Origin of the sequence: Aporhodopirellula aestuarii (assembly GCF_023701485.1) — a bacterium.
Lineage (GTDB): Bacteria > Planctomycetota > Planctomycetia > Pirellulales > Pirellulaceae > Rhodopirellula > Rhodopirellula aestuarii.
In genome coordinates this window covers 166,723-184,596 of the sequence record NZ_JAMQBK010000036.1, presented here as the reverse complement: position 1 = coordinate 184,596, position 17,874 = coordinate 166,723, and the positions used below count along the sequence as shown (strand labels likewise).

12 protein-coding genes are annotated in these 17,874 nt (G+C 56.9%); 3 read left to right on the top strand and 9 right to left on the bottom strand.

Features of this window, described 5'->3' with window-relative positions:
* Positions 1-27: 27 nt before the first annotated feature.
* The 5 genes from NB063_RS14140 to NB063_RS14120 form a co-directional block, all read right to left on the bottom strand.
* Complete coding sequence (locus NB063_RS14140) at positions 28-1,467, bottom strand: type II secretion system F family protein (protein WP_250929382.1); 1,440 nt, start codon at positions 1,465-1,467, stop codon at positions 28-30.
* Between the two features lie 157 nt (positions 1,468-1,624).
* The gene (locus tag NB063_RS14135; RefSeq protein ID WP_250929381.1) at positions 1,625-1,990 is read right to left on the bottom strand and encodes a four helix bundle protein; all 366 of its coding nucleotides are present in this window, start codon (positions 1,988-1,990) and stop codon (positions 1,625-1,627) included.
* Between the two features lie 223 nt (positions 1,991-2,213).
* Complete coding sequence (locus tag NB063_RS14130) at positions 2,214-3,935, bottom strand: GspE/PulE family protein (protein ID WP_250929380.1); 1,722 nt, start codon at positions 3,933-3,935, stop codon at positions 2,214-2,216.
* Positions 3,936-4,312: 377 nt separating this feature from the next.
* Positions 4,313-5,413: a type IV pilus twitching motility protein PilT gene (locus NB063_RS14125; RefSeq protein WP_250929379.1), complete on the bottom strand. Its 1,101-nt coding sequence runs from the start codon at positions 5,411-5,413 to the stop codon at positions 4,313-4,315.
* A gap of 572 nt (positions 5,414-5,985) precedes the next feature.
* Positions 5,986-7,746, bottom strand: a complete 1,761-nt coding sequence (locus NB063_RS14120; protein WP_250929378.1) for a GspE/PulE family protein — start codon at positions 7,744-7,746, stop codon at positions 5,986-5,988.
* Between the two features lie 239 nt (positions 7,747-7,985).
* On the opposite strand from NB063_RS14120, the gene NB063_RS14115 reads away from it, so the two are divergent.
* Positions 7,986-9,395, top strand: coding sequence for a glycerate kinase type-2 family protein (locus NB063_RS14115; RefSeq protein ID WP_250929377.1), 1,410 nt, complete (start codon positions 7,986-7,988; stop codon positions 9,393-9,395).
* A 231-nt stretch (positions 9,396-9,626) separates the two neighbouring features.
* On the opposite strand, the gene NB063_RS14110 is transcribed toward NB063_RS14115, so the two are convergent.
* Positions 9,627-11,927: a serine/threonine-protein kinase gene (locus NB063_RS14110; RefSeq protein WP_250929376.1), complete on the bottom strand. Its 2,301-nt coding sequence runs from the start codon at positions 11,925-11,927 to the stop codon at positions 9,627-9,629.
* A 221-nt stretch (positions 11,928-12,148) separates the two neighbouring features.
* Here NB063_RS14110 and NB063_RS14105 point away from each other — a divergent pair, with 221 nt between their 5' ends.
* Positions 12,149-12,445, top strand: coding sequence for a hypothetical protein (locus tag NB063_RS14105; protein WP_250929375.1), 297 nt, complete (start codon positions 12,149-12,151; stop codon positions 12,443-12,445).
* A 436-nt stretch (positions 12,446-12,881) separates the two neighbouring features.
* Here the strand turns inward: NB063_RS14105 and NB063_RS14100 are convergent, their stop codons facing one another.
* Together NB063_RS14100 and NB063_RS14095 are read right to left on the bottom strand one after the other, a co-directional pair.
* The gene (locus tag NB063_RS14100) at positions 12,882-13,691 is read right to left on the bottom strand and encodes a site-2 protease family protein (protein WP_250929374.1); all 810 of its coding nucleotides are present in this window, start codon (positions 13,689-13,691) and stop codon (positions 12,882-12,884) included.
* Positions 13,692-13,769: 78 nt separating this feature from the next.
* Positions 13,770-15,872 carry a prolyl oligopeptidase family serine peptidase gene (locus NB063_RS14095; RefSeq protein ID WP_250929396.1) on the bottom strand — a complete coding sequence of 701 codons (2,103 nt, stop codon included), beginning with the start codon at positions 15,870-15,872 and terminating at the stop codon, positions 13,770-13,772.
* A gap of 375 nt (positions 15,873-16,247) precedes the next feature.
* Here NB063_RS14095 and NB063_RS14090 point away from each other — a divergent pair, with 375 nt between their 5' ends.
* Positions 16,248-16,772 (top strand): DUF4430 domain-containing protein, encoded by a 525-nt coding sequence (locus tag NB063_RS14090; RefSeq protein WP_250929373.1) that lies wholly within the window; start codon positions 16,248-16,250, stop codon positions 16,770-16,772.
* Between the two features lie 413 nt (positions 16,773-17,185).
* Here the strand turns inward: NB063_RS14090 and NB063_RS14085 are convergent, their stop codons facing one another.
* A complete protein-coding gene (locus NB063_RS14085) occupies positions 17,186-17,848 on the bottom strand; it encodes a thymidine kinase (RefSeq protein WP_250929372.1) in 663 nt (220 codons plus the stop codon).
* Between the last annotated feature and the right edge of the window lie 26 nt (positions 17,849-17,874).

The window sequence follows — 17,874 nt, the reverse complement described above, 5'->3', positions numbered from 1 at the left end:
GGCTAGTGGCTAGTGGCTAGTGGCGGCTTAAGTCAATCCGGTGATGAGTTCCACGAGGGGCATGAACAATGAGATCACGATGAAACCGACCGCGACCCCGAGGAACACGATCATCAGTGGCTCCATCAACGCCGTCAGACTGTCGGTCATGATCCGGACTTCTTCGTCGTACGTATCGGCGACTTTGTAAAGCATCGTGTCGAGCTCGCCGGTCTCTTCCCCGACGTCGACCATGTTGACGACGAGGTCATCGACGACCCGCCCTTTGATCTTGGTCAAGTAGAACAGCACGCACAGTGCCATCCCGCCGACGATCATGTACAAGGCGAGGAAGGTGAGCGTTTGAACCATGCCGTCTTTGTCGAGCTTGCTGCCCTTACTCGTCAACGCGACGCTCATGACCATGATGCCGGGGAACGAACCGAACAAAGCCCAGAACACGGCGGCCATGGGGTGGAACCCGAGGATCGAGTGCTCTCGCAACGGCTTGCTGATCACTTCCCCTTCGCGGATCTGCTCGGCAACCTTGGTGTACAGTTTCTCAAACATCGCGTTGCCCGCGGTCTCGCGGGTGATGTTGAGGCCTTCCATGATCGGCACCCCGGAACTGATCAACGTCCCGAGCGTTCGCGTCGTCCGGGCGAGAATGTTCTTTTCAATCAATCCGCCAAAAATCGGCACTCGGAGAACGAACATGTCGAACCCGATCCGCCCCTGTTTGAACTTCCTCATCAACTTGACCAAGATCAACGCACACACCGGCATCGCGATCAGCAAGAACCAGTAACCGGCGATGTAGTTACTCATCGCGATCAGCAACAGCGTCGGTGCGGGGAGGGTCAAGCCGAACTCGTCGAACATCTTTTCGAACGTCGGAACGATGAACAACATGATGAACGTCAGAATCAAAATCGCGACCGTCACGACGATCACCGGGTAGATCAACGCCCCTTTGACTTTCCGCTTGAGCGACTCGGCACTTTCGAGGAAGTCGGCGAGACGATTGAGAATCGTTTCGAGGGCACCCCCGGCCTCACCGGCTTTGATCATGTTGACGTACAGCCGGTTGAAGACTTTGGGACATTTCGCCATCGCTTCGGACAACGTCGACCCGCCTTCGATCTCGTCGCAAACGTCCATCAAGGCGTTCTTGAGTTTGCCCGGCTTCTGGTTCTGTTCGAGAATCTTCAAACTGCGGAGGATCGGCAGACCCGCGTCCTGCAGAATCGAAAGCTGTCGGGTGAACGCGCAGATATGTTTGGTCTTGGCACCCCCGAGGGCGAAGGGGCGTTTTTTCTTTCCACTGGCGTCGGCCGCACCGGCGGCCTGCTTCTTGATGGCGATCTTCGTGACGAAGTACCCCATCTGCCGAATAGTGGTTTGCGCTTCGTCCTCGTTGGCCGCTTCGATTTCGTCCCGGATCTCTTGTCCGGTCGCGTCCATCGCTTCAAAGGTATAAGTTGGCATGAGCTACGCTCAGGTGAAAAGGTTAATAACTACAGGTGTTTCCAAAATCGCTCGACCGGCATCGTCAATCGTTCGAACTCTTAATCTTAATCTTGATCCTAATCTTCATCTCTCACCGGTATCCCAACCGGTCTCATCACGCTTGTCGCGTCGTTGACTAAATATCGCGTTCACTGTCATTCGCTCTGATCAGTCCTACCAGCATCGAAACGGTATCAAGCAACATTTGCTTGCCCTCCAACGCAACCTCCTGTTTGATCACTTTCTTCGCCACGAGAACGTCCAAACAAGCGGCCGACTCCAGCGTGGATCCTCTGGCGATGTCGAAATAGCGACAACGATCTTTCGCAGTAAACTTGCCGTTCCCTTCGGCAATGTTGAGCGGAATCGAAGTTGACGCTCGATCGAGTTGATCGTTGGCCGCATACTTACGCGAAACGCCGTCGAGCAACTCGGAAGCCCACGCGACAAATTCAATTGCCCGTTGATAAACGATGAGCTTTTCGTGGTCGAACTGTCGCATGACTCGGTTCCTGAACGGTTCTGGATCGTCTCTTGGTTATTAGGTGATGATGGAGGGTGGTTTTGTTTGGCGGACGGTTTGGTAGGGACGGGTTGTTAGGGGGTGGTTGTTAGGGAGTGGGGATTAAGATTATGAGTAAGATTAAGATCAGGAGGGGGATGTGGTTTGTGGTTGAAAGCTAATGGCTATTAGCTAACAGCTAACAGCTAACAGCTATTAGCCATCAACTATCCACTACGGTTTCTCTTACGATTTCGTCTAGGGTTGTGATTCCTTCTCGGGCGACTTGCATTCCGTAGTCGCGGAGGGTGATCATGCCGTCCGCTTGGGCTTTGTCTCGGAGATCATCGGTGCTGTCGCCGGACATGATCATTTCGCGGATGGCGTCGTTCATGACCATTAACTCGAACAACGCGATGCGGCCTTTGTATCCGGTGTTGTTGCAGTTCTCGCAGCCGGTGCCTTTGAAGTAATCGGTCTCTTCGACTTCTTCACGCGTCAGCCCGAGTTCCATCAACAGGTCGGTGCTGACCCGGGTTTTCTCGCGGCACTTGGTGCAGATCCGCCGAACGAGTCGCTGGGCCAAGATCGCTTCGACGGTCGCACAAATCATGAACGGCTGGATGCCCATGTCGGTCAATCGCGTCACCGTACTGGGCGAGTCGTTCGTGTGCAGCGTGCTGAACACGAGGTGTCCCGTCAGTGCCGCTTGGATGGCGATTTCAGCGGTCTCGAGGTCGCGGATCTCACCGACCAGGATGATATCGGGGTCTTGCCGCAGGATCGCACGCAAGCAGGATGCGAACGTGACGCCGGCGTTGGAGTCGATCGGGATCTGAATGATGCCGTCGATGTCATATTCAACGGGATCCTCGGTCGTGATGATTTTTTCTTTGGGGTCGTTGAGTTCGCTGAGGGACGAGTACAGCGTCGTCGTTTTGCCAGAACCCGTCGGTCCGGTCACGAGAACAATGCCGTTGGGACGATCGATCGCTTTGCGGAAGTTAGCGATCGTGACGGCATCCATCCCGACGTTGTCGAGCGACAAATCCACGACGCTGCGGTCGAGCACCCGCATGACGGTTGATTCGCCAAAAATCGTCGGCAGAACACTCACTCGAAGGTCGACCGGGTGACCACCGACCATCAATTCGATCCGGCCGTCTTGGGGCATCCGGCGTTCGGCGATGTCGAGGTTCGCCATGACTTTGATCCGCGTGGTGATCGCAAACGCGAGGTGACGCGGGGGCGGAACCATTTCGTACAAGACGCCTTCGGATTTGATCCGGATCCGGAACTCGTCTTCAAACGGCTCAAAGTGAATGTCGCTGGCGTGGTCTTTAATCGCGAGCAACAGCACCATGTTGAGGAGCTTGCGAACGGGCGCGGAATCCGCCAACGCGGCCGCGTCCGTGATGCTGAACTTCTCTTGATCGAGAACACTGACGGCGGCCTTGAGCTCTTCGTCTTCGGCGAGTTCCGCGACCAGCTTTTCAACACTCTCCGCTTCGCTGTCATAGTACTTCGTGATCGTCGTGCTGATGTCGCGTTCGGTCGCGACGACGACACGGATGTCATAACCGAGGAACGTCCGCAGTTCGTCTTGGATGTTCAGGTTTTGCGGGTCACAGGTGGCAATCGTCAGCAGATTGGACGCTTCGTCGTATTTCACAGGAACGCAGCGATAGAGCTGCGCCATCGTTTCACTGATTCGGGCGAGCACTTCGGGGTCGAGCTTCGCCTCTTCGAGCGAAACGGTCTGCATCCCCATCTGCTCGGCGAGCCCTTGGATCAGCTGCTCGTCGGTGACGAGCTGCATGTCCTCGGCGACTTTGCCGAACAGAGCGCCCGGTTGCTGCTCCTGCTCTTCGAGCACGATCTGCAACTGATCATCAGTTAGAAAACCGAGGTCGACAAGGATCTGCCCGATACGACGTTGGGACATGGCAAGCAAGTTTCGCAGCGATCGTCAGCGCGAGGCGACATGCCCGAGGCAAACGATCTAGTGATTGAAAATGGCGGTGAACCGCCGTGATACCTGTTGTTCGTTCGGCCCCAGCGTGTTGGATGGAACCGGCTGTGTTTCGTCACTTCTGTTTCGTTACTTCCCCACCGTCAGGGGACGTCGATTGTTTTCGCGGAAGGCCGCGTTACCGGACGGCTCGCGCCGTGCCGCTAAAAACGTCACTAAAACAATCGATATCCCTTCGGCCGGGGAGGGTTCGGTTGGATCTGGCGGGAAGCCCTTCGCTCGCTTCCGCCTCTCAAGGAAATGTGAAGCTTGGTGGGAAAGACCTGTCTGCTAGATCCGGTTGCGTTTGGTTATTCCCCACCTTCGCCTGAGGTTTCGATTCCTTGACGGGCCTGCACGATCCGGCGGGCGAGATCGTCAGGGTTATGTGATTTGGCGAGCACGTCTTCGACGGTCACGCGGTTGGCTTTCCAGTGGCTGAACAAGGCATCGTCCATCAACTGCATCCCGAACTTGGCTCCGGTTTGCATCGACGAGTTGATGCGGAAGGTTTTGTTTTCACGGATCAGGTTGGAGATCCCCGAGGTGACCACGAGGACTTCGTAAGCGGCCACCCGACCGCCACCGATCTTCGGCAACAGCGACTGGGCGACGACGCCGATCAACGTCGACGCGAGCTGGGTCCGGATCTGGTCTTGAAGGTTACCCGGGAACGCGTCGATGATCCGGTTAACGGTGCCTTGAGCACTGTTGGTGTGCAGCGTGCCGAACACGACGTGGCCGGTTTCGGCCGCACTGATCGCCGCTTCGATCGTTTCGAGGTCACGAAGCTCGCCGACGAGGATCACGTCGGGGTCCTGACGCAACGCCCGCCGAATCGCTTCGGAGAAACTCGGCACGTCGACGCCGACTTCGCGCTGGTTGATCGTCGACTCCTTGTGCTCGTGATAGAACTCGATGGGGTCTTCGATCGTGATAATGTGGTGGTCGATGGTTTCGTTGAGCAGGTTGATCAAGCTCGCCAACGTCGTCGATTTTCCCGAACCCGTCGGACCGGTGACTAGGAACAGCCCCCGCGGCCGGTGAACCATCTTGACGACGGACTCGGGCAAACCGAGCTGTTCCGGGGTGAGCTTGTCGTTGGGGATCTGCCGCAACACCATCGAAATGAAGCCGCGTTGTTTGAACACCGACACCCGGAACCGGGCGAGATCGCCGAACGCGAACCCGAAGTCGGTTGAACCTGTCTCTTGGAGCTCCCGCTGGCAACGCTCGGGAGTAATACTTTTCATCAACCCCACGGCGTCATCCGCCTCGAGGGTTTTGGTCTCGAGCTTCCGCATCCGGCCGTGCAACCGGAACACCGGTGGTTGACCCACGACAATGTGAATATCGCTGACCCCCTGCTTCACAGCAGCTTGCAGCAGTTTGTCGATGAGAACCTGAGCCATGGCGAGCTAATTTCTAAGGAGTTTGTGGTGAGCGAGAAAAAGTGCTGAGCAGACGAAACACGACAAAACCTCACGAAAAGGTGCCAATGAGGAGCTTCTGGAATGAACGCCGGGCGTCGCGAGACCGCCCAATCGAGCGGGAATGCTAGCAATCGACGATAAGGATAAACGATGCCTGACCGCTGGTGTGCCCTGAAACGAGTCAATGGACATCAATGGCCGGGATTCAGGTCGATCGAGAGATAAGAATAATGGGGTCGATCAAACGCTGAAAAAATAATGCTGGCTGGTGTGCCAGTGCGGCCATTATCGTGAAACACGTATCAAAAGGCAACGAATGACGGGCTTAGTTTCCGATCGCCCGATACATCGACCCGCAGAGCCTGCAAAACCGGAACGAAGACACCCCGCCAAAACAGCCACATGGGGGATAGCAGTGGTTCGTTTCACAGGCCTTCGCCAGCAATCCCTGATTTGGGGGCGACGAAGCCGAGCGGACTCGGCCCAAACACGCGGCCATCCCATACCGACTGAGCGGCTTTTCGAAGTGACGCTACCCCAGGTCGACAAGGTTAGAGCGACGACAGCTCTTTCGCGATGTGCGACAGCGCGAGTTCCTCTTGCTCGGTCTGCTTGGCGACCCGGTAAACCTCTTCAAATGTGGTCACGCCGCGAATCACCTTGAGCATTCCGTCCGCGTAAAGCGTTGACATTCCGTTCTTAATCGCTTCCTCACGGACGCTCTTGGTCGTCGTGCCCTTGAACATCAGTTCACGCAACTTTCCGTTGATCAGCATCAGTTCGTAAATGCCGATCCGACCCCGGTATCCCGACCGTCCGCAGTAGGTACAACCCCGGCCTTTACTGAACTCGGCCTGGGCCAACATTTCGGGCGGGAGCTGGGAGTCTTTGATCACGCTTTCTGGCGGCTGATACCTCACCTTACAGCGGGGGCAGATCGTCCGCACCAGACGCTGGGCGAGGACCGCAATCACGGAGCTTGCCACCATATAGGACGGGACACCGATGTCCACCATCCGTGATATAGCACTGGGCGCATCGTTCGTGTGTAGCGTACTGAAAACCAGGTGTCCAGTTAAAGAAGCCTGGATTCCCATCGATGCGGTCTCATGATCCCGCATTTCACCGACGAGAATGATGTTCGGTGCCTGGCGGAGCATGGCCCGAATAATCCGCCCGAAGTCGAGCCCGATGTTGTGGCGGACTTCGACCTGGTTGATCCCCGGCAGGTAGTACTCCACCGGGTCCTCCGCGGTGATGATTTTTCGGTCGGGCCGGTTAAGGGCGTTGAGCGAAGCGTACAGAGTGGTCGTCTTGCCCGATCCCGTGGGACCGGTGACGAGGATAATGCCGTTTGGACGTTTGATCAGTGAGTTGAAGTTTCGGAAGTCGCGTTCGGAGAGACCGAGCTGGCGAGTACCGACCTTGATGTTGTCCTTGTCGAGCAGACGCATCACACAGGACTGGCCGTGGTTGGTGGGGATGATGCTGACCCGCAGATCGAGCTGTTTGTCCCCCACGGTGATCTTGATCCGCCCGTCAGTGGGGCGTCGCTTCTCGGAAATGTCAATCTTCGAAAGGATTTTAATCCGGGCGATGATAGCAGAGAGCATCCGGCGGGGGGCCGCTTCCCGCTCCACGCAAACGCCGTCAATTCGATAACGGATCCGAACGCGGTCCTCAAAAGGCTCGACATGGATGTCACTGGCCCGCAACTGGACGGCTTCGGCGATCATCAGGTTGACCAGCCGGATGACGGGGGCGGAATCGTCATCCATGTCACTCTCGTCCATCCCATCACCGCCGCCATCGGTCTCGGTGAAGTCGATGGCCGTATCGGTGAATTCCTGGAGCATCGAGTCAGCGGACTCCCCTTCCACCTGCCCGTAGTACTGGTTGATCGCCCCGTTGATGGCCTCTTTGGGGGCCAAAGCCGTTTCGATCTTCCGGTTGAGGATGAACCGCAGCTTTTCGATCGTCTCGAGGTCAAACGGGTTGGCAATGAGAATCGTCAGGGCGCCGTCTTCTTCCTTGAATGGCAGCACCATGTTTTCCCGCGCCACGGATTCCGGAACGAGCTCGATCACCGACTCGTTGATCCGGATACTGCGGAGGTCGACGTAGGGGATCTTGTGAAATTTGGCGATCGCCTGGGCGACTTCTTCAGGCGTCGCGTACTCGAGCTTGACCAGCACATCGCCGATTTCAGCTTTGGTGTTGCGAGAAATCTCCTCCGCCTCAGAAAGCTGGTCCAGGCTGATCACACCTTGCTGGAGCAGGAGGTCCGTGAAATCTTGCATCGTTTTGCTCATGGCGAGGTCCTTCGTCAGAAAAGAGGCTTTCGTGCGGCCCCATTAGGATATCACGGGTGGCTAGGAAATACAGCTATTTGATTGGGATTAGGAAGAGGGGAGCTGGGAGCTGGGAGCTGGGAGCTGGGAGAAGGTGGGAGCTGGGCTGCTGCGCCCCTCCTCGACCCTGGGCGGGTGATCGGGGATGTTTTGCGATTGGGACTTCCGGCCGCTTTTAGCAGATTCGAGGATTTGAAACGATGCGTGATCTTTGTCGCGACTCCCAGGCGATCTTTCAGGCGGGGGTGGATGCCGTTCGCGGAGAGATGCTGATGCGGGATAGCGTGTCTGTGGACCCGCAGCATCTGACACTGGGTGAGATCTGTGTGGATCGCGGCTCGTTCGACCGAATCATTTTGATCGGGGCCGGCAAGGCTTCGGGCGCGATGACGGTCGGTTTTGTGAAGCAGATTCGCGACTGCGAGCGGCAATGGGGCAGAAAGCTCGCTCCGGTCGAGATCCTGGGTCACGTCAACGTCCCGCAGGGGTGCGAGAGCATCCCCGAGGACATCGATTGGCCGGACAACTTGACACTCTGCGCCGCCCGCCCCGCTGGCGTCAACGAGCCGACGGAAGAAGCGATCCGGGGGACAGACCGGATCCTGGCGTTGGTCCGAGAGGCGGGGCCGCGTGATCTCGTCGTGATGCTGCTCTCTGGCGGCGGCAGTGCGTTGCTGTGCCGCCCGGTCGCGGGCATTACGCTGGCGGAAAAACTCGCCGTGATCCAGCGACTGAGCGGTGGCGGGGCGAACATCACGGAGCTGAACACGGTGCGAAAACACCTCAGCGAAGTCAAAGGTGGCGGACTCGCGCGTGCCCGCCGCGGCGGCGAGATGGTCACGATGGTGCTGTCCGATGTCCTCGGTGATCCGCTCGACCTGATCGCTTCGGGACCGACGGTAACAGACACCTCCACCCGAGAAGACGCATTGCAGGTGCTCGCAAAGTTTGACCCGGAGCGCAGCTTGCCCGAGTCGATCTACAAGACGCTCAAGTCACCCACATCGTCGCCAAATGACGAAATCGAGTACCCGATCACGGTAGTCGGTAACAACGCGGTCGCGGTCGATGCAGCTGGGATCCAAGCCGAATCGCTCGGCTACAACCACGTCATGCAATCTGCGAGAGAGAGCGAAGGCCCCGCCGAAGAGGTGGGCGTGCATCTCGCTGAGATGACCATCGAGATGCTCCGACGCGATCAACGACAGCATCGACAAGACGCGTTGATCACCGGCGGCGAACCAGTCGTGCAATTGGCCGACGCGTCGATCCGCGGCAAAGGCGGGCGGAACCAACAACTGGTTCTGGCAGCCTATCAACGCTTGCTAGAAAGCAACTTGAGCGACGCGGAGTGGCAGCGACTCGTGATCCTGTCGGGCGGCAGCGACGGAGAAGACGGCCCCACGGATGCCGCCGGAGCGTACATCGACGGCGAAGTGCACATGCGGGCTCTGCAACGAGGCCTCTCGCCGCAACCGTTCCTCGACCGCAATGACGCCTACCGATTTTTCGAACAAACCGGCGGCCTCGTGATCACAGGGCCGACCGGGACGAACGTCTGCGACATCCGCGTGGCGTTGGTGGAATCCACGTCGCCGACGAGTGCCTGACAACACGCCCAATCGGTTGATGCGTCTCGCTCGCACGTCGCTTGCGAGCTCTCCGGATTGACGAAAACACAACACCGCGCGGTGAGTTTTGGGCAGGTCGATGCAGTGCATTTCGGAACAGGAATGCACGCCTCGCAACGCTCGCCAGGATGCGGCCCACCGTCTGGCGACGGTGGCTACATAAAACAAATGCTTTGAAAGCGCGAAACATCACGCCTGATGAACTTGGACTCACTTGTATGGGCGATCGAAACCGGCCGCACCGACCGATCGTTTTCGACTCGACAACACTTCGCTCATCGTCTCCCAGTTCGTTTGCACACACTGATAGGCTGCGAAGGCCGCGACCAATCCGATCGCCGTTGCGGCGACTGCAGACGCCACGACATACTTGGCCATCGTGTCTCGCGAAAGCAACAGAGCAAGGCCCAATAACGGGATCCCCGCAGCGGCCAAGAGGAATCGCCCACACCACCTGCGGATGTCCGCATAGCGGTCATCGAAGCGGGGGTCCTGCATCGTCTTGCGGACCAAACACGGGTAGTAAACCGTCGACGTCATGACGACGAGTCCGAAGAACGGATACACCGCCGCGACACCACCGCAGATCAAGAGCGAACCAAAAAAATGCACGGCTTCGACGGGTGATAAACTCGGCGAACCGGTTACCAACACGAGCGGATACACGAACGCGGCAACCAGCCATAACAGCCCACCAATCCAAGCGGCGCGGCGACCGAGATGCACCGTTTTTGAAATCGCATCTTGATCACTCGAACCACCCGCGCGAGCCTGCAAGATGGCGGTGGCAACAGGCTTCGCAGAGGTGACCATCAGCAGTCCGCCGAGCGGAAATGCGATCAAGTTCACGGTGTTGGCCAACGCAAAGAACCGTGGCTTTAACTCCGGATGTCGCCCGATGATCTCGACGTAGTTGTAAAGAAAATTGAAACAACCCGCGGCGATATTCGGCAACAAGATGAACGCGGCGGCGATCAACCAGGGGGACAAGCGACAGCATCTGCCCGCCCATGAATTCGCGGCAGGATCGAACAACCTAGCGGCATCGGGATAGAGAGCCAATCGCAGCCGCGCGCTTAACTCCGCGGCGCTCTGCGGGCGTTTGTCCTGCTCAAATTCGATCGCTTGCCGAAGCACCTGTTCGAGCACGCGTTGCGAGCCCGCAGTGCTTCCTTCGACGAAAGACCGCCGAGCCAATGATGTTCGCCCCGTCCGCTGCGACGGCGGCACTTCAGCACGAATCGGTGAACCGCGACGGCGCTCCGCATGCCGCTCAAACCAACCACGTCCCCGCATCGGCCCGGGCTCGTCTTCGAACGGCCGTTGCCCTTGCCAGAGTTCCCACAACAACACACCTGTTGAATAAACATCCGCGAGTTCGCCAACATCACGCTGCGACGCCGAGTGCGACGATAGGGCGCAGACAGCTTCACAGACCGCACGAATCTGCTCCGGTGCCATGTACGCGAGCGAACCGCCGATCGAACGCGACACCTCCGAACTCACGTCAGCGGAGGGATTGGATTCGCCATCCGTACAAACCGAGGATGTGGTCGGCACACTGAAACTGACATTGAAATCGGCGAGTCGGGGCAATCCTTCGGCGGACAACAACACATTGGCCGGCTTCACATCACGGTGAAAGACTCCCTGATCATGCGCCGCCTGCAGCGCATGGCCGAGCTGCACACCGATCCACGAGACCACCATCGGCCACGACGCTGAAGCGATCCATTCTCGCGTCGGGGAGTGCTCAGGGACTTGCTGAGACGCACGCAGGAGCTGTTCGTCCACACTATCGAGGAGCACTTGACCGGTGAGTTCCGCAACCGGTTGACCCGATGACGCTGCAACAACCGCCGCGCGGCGGAACTGGCGTACACGAGCGACCACTCCGGCGAGTGTTCCGCCAGGCAGATACTGCATATACAACAGGTGCGCGTCGTGACCTTCGAGGAACCGCTGATCGAAGACCCGCACGATCCCTGGATGGTCTAATCTCGCGAGCGTTTGTGACTCTTCCGCATCGCCACCCTCGCGATCCGAACCGGTTGAAATCTTCAACGCGACCAGCCGCCGCATCGAAACTTGCTGCGCGAGGTAAACGCATGCAAAAGCCCCCTGTCCGAGCGGCGAGATGATGCGAAATTCATCAACTTGGCAGCCCGCCGGCAATGCCCCAGGAAACAACTCAGCGGGGATCTGTTGCGACGTGATATTAGCCGAAGCGTTCCCAACCGCGAACTGTCCTTTCAGACCCGCATCCCCGGCCGAATCATTCCCCGCCAACTGCTCGGCGTCGAAGCGGGGCGTCAGAACGGTTTCATCGCAATCAGCATCATCCTCGCCGTCATCGCCGCGATCACGATGGCCTGCATCAGCCACTGAGCCTGACGCCACCTGTGGACGTTCAACTGGGCCTCCGACCCCACAATCACGCCCCGAACCCAGGTCCGTTTGCTCGGGATCCGATGTCGGCAACGATTCGTCATCCTCGCAAGGGTCGTTCATGGATCACAATGCCCCAAAAAGGCATCGTTTCGATGCGATAGAGTTAAAAAGCAGTACCCAATAGCGTAGCAGTACCGATCGTTCGGTGCGGGCACAAAAAAAGCCACGTTTGACCGAATCCGGGCTCGCGTGGCTTCGCATTTGAAAGGTTAAGCCCCTCGAAATCGAGGGCAACCGAAGAACAAAAGGACTATCTAGCCTTTCGTTTAGTAGCCCGTTTCTTGGCTGCTTTCTTCTTAGTTGCTTTCTTCTTGGTCGACTTTTTAACCGACTTCTTAGCCGAGCGCTTGGCTGACTTCTTGGTCGATTTCTTAGCGGCTTTCTTAGAAGCCCGCTTCTTAGTCGCCTTCTTCTTGGTTGCCTTCTTCTTTGCAGCCTTCTTGGTGGAGCGTTTCTTCACCGACTTCTTGGCTGCGCGTTTTTTAACGCTTTTCTTGGCGCTCTTTTTGACGCCGGTCGCTTTTTTCTTGGCCACAACTTCCTCCGCGAGAAAGAAAATGGTTGATGAGTCATTGTGACTTTTCAAAGTCTCGTTGTTTCCATCGGTTGACCAAAAAGGTCAGACGATCGTCACAGCGAAGTGCTTTGGAAGCCACCGGCCACGGCCCATCAACACAAGTTTGTAGTCACTTCCACTTGCTTCGATGTTCCACATCGACCATGCAAGCAAAAGCAACCGTTAACACACTAGCGCGTAACTGTACGCGCTTCCACAAATTCCGCAACATCTTTTTCTAAAAAAAGCGGTTGCGTTGAGAAAGATTTTTGCTACGAGCAAAGCGTTTTGCAACCACATGTGCAAAATTTGATCGCCTTCACACATGAATTCGCGATCACATCACGTTCGATGTGCATGTTGACCGAAGGTGCACGCGCATGATGCGAGTCCGTGTCAATCATGCGTGGTAATCGCATCACGCGTGATGCTGCGATGCAACTGCGCAACACGCGTGATTAACGGTATGGACTCTGCAACATCTGGTAATTGCCGAAGCCTAGCGACAAAAACAACAATCCCATGATCGGTTGTTGGGTTCGCGTTAACGCATAGAACGCGACCGCGCCGGCACTCACCATGCTGATCCACAACCACGTGTCACCACGATCACCGCTCATCAAAACGAGCGAACGCATGACGCGCCCGCCATCAAGTGGAAACACGGGAAGCAAATTCAACAGCGCCCAAAGGACACTTGGGAACACGTAGAAAAAAATTGTCGCCATCAACCCGACATTTGCCACCGGTTGGCCGGTAAACCATCGACTCATTTCGCTGAGTGGCCATGGCATTTCGCTGAATGCGACAACCTCGTATCCCAGTGCGGTGACAATCCCGGCCAATAGAAACGCCGAAGCGATTTGGGCGATCGGGCCCGCCAATGCGATCACCAGATCCGATGTTTCGGTGCTACGTCGCGGTGATAACGTATCCACGAACCCGCGACCATCGCTGCGCACCGACGATGGGATCGCTAAACCGCCGAAGTGATACAGCACGATCGAACTCTCTTGGCCGTAATAGCGGAACGCAAACGCATGCCCAAGTTCGTGAATTAAAATCGACAGAAACAGGCATCCCGTCCACAAGAATAACAGCGGAAAGATCCCCGGACTCATCTCTCCCGCGGCGAAATCGAACCACATTGCGAAGCTGTGTCCGATGACAACCGCCCCCAACCAGAACGTCCACGCGATGCGGATCGGAAACCCGAAAAGCATGAATCGCAAATCGTAGGGTGAGTCATCAGGTGCTTGCAGGAACATAGTCGTGGGGGTCGGTCGCGAGAAAGAATGGATACGGTGTCGGAGAACTCGATTGCAAGTAAAAAAATTTTTCTTGCGTTACAAATTTTCGATCAGGAAGGCCCACAAATCTGCGTACTCTTCGATCTTTTTGCTGGTCGGCGTGCCCGCGCCGTGTCCGGCTCGTGATTCAATCCGGATGAGTACCGGATTGCCGCATGATTGAGCCGCCTGCAGCGCCGCGGCGAACTTAAAACTGTGACCGGGGACCACACGATCGTCTCGATCGGCCGTTGTGACTAACGTTGCCGGATAGCACGTCCCCGGTTTGATGTTGTGCAGCGGACTGTACGACAACAGATTGTCGATCTGGTCCTCTTCATCACTGCTTCCGAATTCGGTCGCCCATGCCCACCCGATCGTGAACTTGTGATATCGCAGCATGTCCATCACGCCGACAGCGGGCAAACACGCGCCGAACAACTCAGGCCGCTGCGTCATGACGGCACCAACGAGCAACCCACCGTTGCTGCCACCACGAATCGCGAGTTTATCGGATCGGGTGATACCGGTCTCGATCAAGTACTCCGCTGAGGCGATGAAGTCATCAAATACGTTCTGTTTTTTCAGTCGCATGCCGTCTTCGTGCCAGGCACTGCCGTATTCACCGCCACCACGCAAATTCGCAACCGCGTACACGCCTCCACTATCGAGCCACGCGGCGATCGCGGGTGAGTACTCGGGGGTGAGCGAGATATTGAACCCGCCGTACGCGTATAACAACGTGCGATTGCTGCCGTCGTTCTTCTGATCACGATGGCGAGAGATCAAAATGGGCACCCGTGTGCCGTCTTTGCTCGTACAAAAAACTTGCTCGGTTACGTAGTCCGTGGCATCGAATGGAACTTCGGGTCGCAACCACAACGCACTCTCACCGGTCGCAACGTCGACGCGATGCAGACTCGGCGGCGTGACATAATTGCTGAATGAGAAAAAGGTTTCCGTGGCATCTGCCCGGCCACCAAAACCGCTCGCACTGCCTTTGCCGGGCAACACAAATTCACCGATCCGTTCGCCAGCACGCGAATAACGCACAACTTTGCTCAACGCGTCGCTGAGGTAACTCGCGTAAATCGTTTCACCGAGCAGCGAAACGTCTTCAAGCGTGTCAGCGGTTTCGTCGATGATGGATTTCCACGTCGAACGGTCCACTTCGTGCATCGCATCGGGATCAGCGAGATGTTTTTCGACATCGATTGCGATGACGCGGCGTCGCGGTGCATCGAGATCGGTCAAGAAGTACAATACCGAATCAACTGCGGCAAAGAACCGATAGTCCGCATCAAATCCGGTAATGATCGGACGCACAGGTGCATCCGGTTGATCGAGCTCACGCAAGAAGACCTGCGTCTTGGGTTCGGTGCCTTTCCAGTTTTCGATGATCAGATAGCGTTCATTTTCGGTCACCGTCGGTGAGAACCCCCACTGTGGTTCATCGGGACGCGAATAGACGAGCGTGTCTTCGGATTGCGGCGTGCCCAATCGGTGCACATACAGCATCTGGTTTTCGTTGGTGCCGGTGAGCTCTTGACCTTCGACGGGTTCGGCATAACGCGCGTAATAGAAACCGTCACCATCGGCGGTCCACGCAACACCACTGAATTTAGACCACATCACAACGTCATCGGTGTCGATGCCGGATTCCACATCACGAACACGCCATGTTCGCCAATCACTGCCACCATCGGCGATCGAATACGCAAGCAGCTTGCCATCGTCACTGGGGTGCCAGGAGCCGAGTGCCACCGTACCGTCTTCGCTGAGCGAATTGGGATCAATCAGCACCGATCGCTTTTCGGTGAGTTGATCGGCGGGTGTGTCCGCGGGCGCCACGTACAGCACACCCTGGTTTTGCAAGCCATCGTTGTGGGTGAAGAAATAGCGGTCGCCACGACGAACGGGCAGTCCCGTGCGTGAATAGTTCCACAACGCCTCGAGTTTCTCTCGCATCGCGGTGCGTGAAGACAATTGATTCAAGTAGGCCTGAGTGACCTCATTCTCCGCCGCCACCCAAGCAGCGGTTTCTTCGCTCTCGACGTCTTCGAGCCATCGATAGGGATCGGCGACCTTGCGTCCGTGATAATCGTCCACCACATCGACGGTCGCGGTCACGGGATACTGAATCGACTCGGTATTGGGCATGGCGGTTGGTGCGGTTTGAGCAGAGACGACGTGGTCGAGACAAAGAGTGAAGTGGATCGCGACGACGGCAAAAGCAAACGGTCGGGCCAGCGTGGAGGGCCGAGTTCGCGTGAAAGGCCAAGTTAGTTCGGAGGAAATGTGCAACGCACGCCAGAACGCCCTGGCGGAGGAATCTCGTACCGAGAGCAATCGATCAAGCAGTGATGCAAACATATGCGGTGGTGGGGAGAGGAAACAGAGACGGCTTCATTTCAGCCGTCTAGGACGCCACGTAACGGTAGTAGATACTAAGCCTTTGGCTATGGATAACAAGATGAACCGCTTCGCTACGGTTCCGCCACCTCTTTCCCACTCACTCGCTTACGGATTGCCCCGATGAAAACGACTTCATTCTCCCTCCCTGGTGACCACACAGCTTCCCCCGCATTCGCGAAGGCCGGAATGTGGCTGTCGATGATGGTTTGCGTTGCCGCGTTAGGCATCAGCGGTTGCCGATCGGAAGCTCCCGCGGTCGTGGCCGAACCAGATCAACCTGCATCTGATGTTGACGCATCGACGACCGGCTCGGTCACGATCGAGATCGTGAGCCCAGAAACCGAAGCAACGGAAAATGAAACCGAAGATGAATTGATGCTCGCCGATGACTTCGATGTCGCCGAGGGAGCGACCGTCGAGGACGTGATGAAAGAGATCCAATCACCCGAAATCGTGATCGTCGGCTCGGGTCTGACCGCGTTCATTCAGAGCATCGACGGTGTGGAGACTGACGGATCGCGTGGCTGGACGTACACAATCGACGGAGAGTTCGCGACCGAGGGAATCGGTTCAACCGAAGTCACGCCAGGACAAACGATCCGCTGGCAATTCACAACGCTCGAAGAAGCGATGTCGAAAGAGTAGCGATGACAGATGTCATCCCTTCGGACGTTAGTTGTTCTAGTGCATTTCATAGCGGAACGGCGCAAGCCGTCCGGTCCCGAGTCACCCAACGGCTCGCGCCATTCCGCTACATTTGATATCCCGTAGTCATTAAAACAGCGTCCCTCGGCATTTGGTGACACAACACTGATGTCTTTCGGGGCGTTGCACCTAGTGACGATGACGAAGGCCTTTGGCCCCAGATCACTGTCGAAGTGAGTGCAACTTCAGAAAGTCGCACGTCGGTTAGCGGCGGGGTGCGAGCAACGTCAAATGCACATTGCACAAAGCACTGGTGCGTGTTCCGCATTCAACCTTGGAGTGGAACCGGACGGCTCGCGCCGTTCCGCTAAGAATTGTCGCGGCAACGTGTGAGTCGTTGATTGGACAACCCACTAATCGACCAATGGCAATTCGTCTTCGCGTCGCTCGGACATTCCTTCTTTGAAATGACGGCGACACACTGAAACGTAACGATCGTTGCCACCGATTTGAATTTGGCTACCGTCTTTGATCGTTTTCCCTTCTGCATCAATACGAAGCACCATGGTGGCTTTGCGACCACAGTGACAAATCGTTTTGATCTCGACGAGACTGTCCGACCACGCCAACAACGCTTCACTGCCTTCGAACAGGTTGCCTTGAAAGTCGGTGCGAAGTCCATACGCGAGCACGGGCGTGTCGTACCAGTCACAGATATCGCTGAGCTGGCGAACTTGAGCACGGGTGAGGAACTGGGCTTCGTCCACCAACACACAGTGCAGAGCCGAGGCGTTGGGCATCGACGCAGGTTTGCCAGCAGATTCAGGCGGCGCCCCGGCCTCGCCGTCGAGGTATGATTGAAAGACGATTTTAAGATTGTCTGCGGGCGTGAATGTGACCGAGTCGGAGGCGATCCCGATTCGTGAAGCGACTTTGCCGGAACCGAACCGCGTGTCCAACTCGGGCGAGAGGATTAACGTGTGCATGCCCCGCTCGCGGTAGTTGTAGCTGGATTGCAGCAGCATGGTTGACTTGCCCGCGTTCATCGCGGAGTAATAGAAGTAGAGTTTTGCCATGACGTCGAAATCAGCGGAGAACGGGA

Bases quoted from the DNA above. Each gene is read 5' to 3' on its own strand.
- NB063_RS14140 (WP_250929382.1), bottom strand. From the start codon at position 1,467: ATGCCAACTTATACCTTTGAAGCGATGGACGCGACCGGACAAGAGATC.
- NB063_RS14135 (WP_250929381.1), bottom strand. From the start codon at position 1,990: ATGCGACAGTTCGACCACGAAAAGCTCATCGTTTATCAACGGGCAATT.
- NB063_RS14130 (WP_250929380.1), bottom strand. From the start codon at position 3,935: ATGTCCCAACGTCGTATCGGGCAGATCCTTGTCGACCTCGGTTTTCTA.
- NB063_RS14125 (WP_250929379.1), bottom strand. From the start codon at position 5,413: ATGGCTCAGGTTCTCATCGACAAACTGCTGCAAGCTGCTGTGAAGCAG.
- NB063_RS14120 (WP_250929378.1), bottom strand. From the start codon at position 7,746: ATGAGCAAAACGATGCAAGATTTCACGGACCTCCTGCTCCAGCAAGGT.
- NB063_RS14115 (WP_250929377.1), top strand. From the start codon at position 7,986: ATGCGTGATCTTTGTCGCGACTCCCAGGCGATCTTTCAGGCGGGGGTG.
- NB063_RS14110 (WP_250929376.1), bottom strand. From the start codon at position 11,927: ATGAACGACCCTTGCGAGGATGACGAATCGTTGCCGACATCGGATCCC.
- NB063_RS14100 (WP_250929374.1), bottom strand. From the start codon at position 13,691: ATGTTCCTGCAAGCACCTGATGACTCACCCTACGATTTGCGATTCATG.
- NB063_RS14095 (WP_250929396.1), bottom strand. From the start codon at position 15,872: ATGCCCAATACCGAGTCGATTCAGTATCCCGTGACCGCGACCGTCGAT.
- NB063_RS14090 (WP_250929373.1), top strand. From the start codon at position 16,248: ATGAAAACGACTTCATTCTCCCTCCCTGGTGACCACACAGCTTCCCCC.
- NB063_RS14085 (WP_250929372.1), bottom strand. From the start codon at position 17,848: ATGGCAAAACTCTACTTCTATTACTCCGCGATGAACGCGGGCAAGTCA.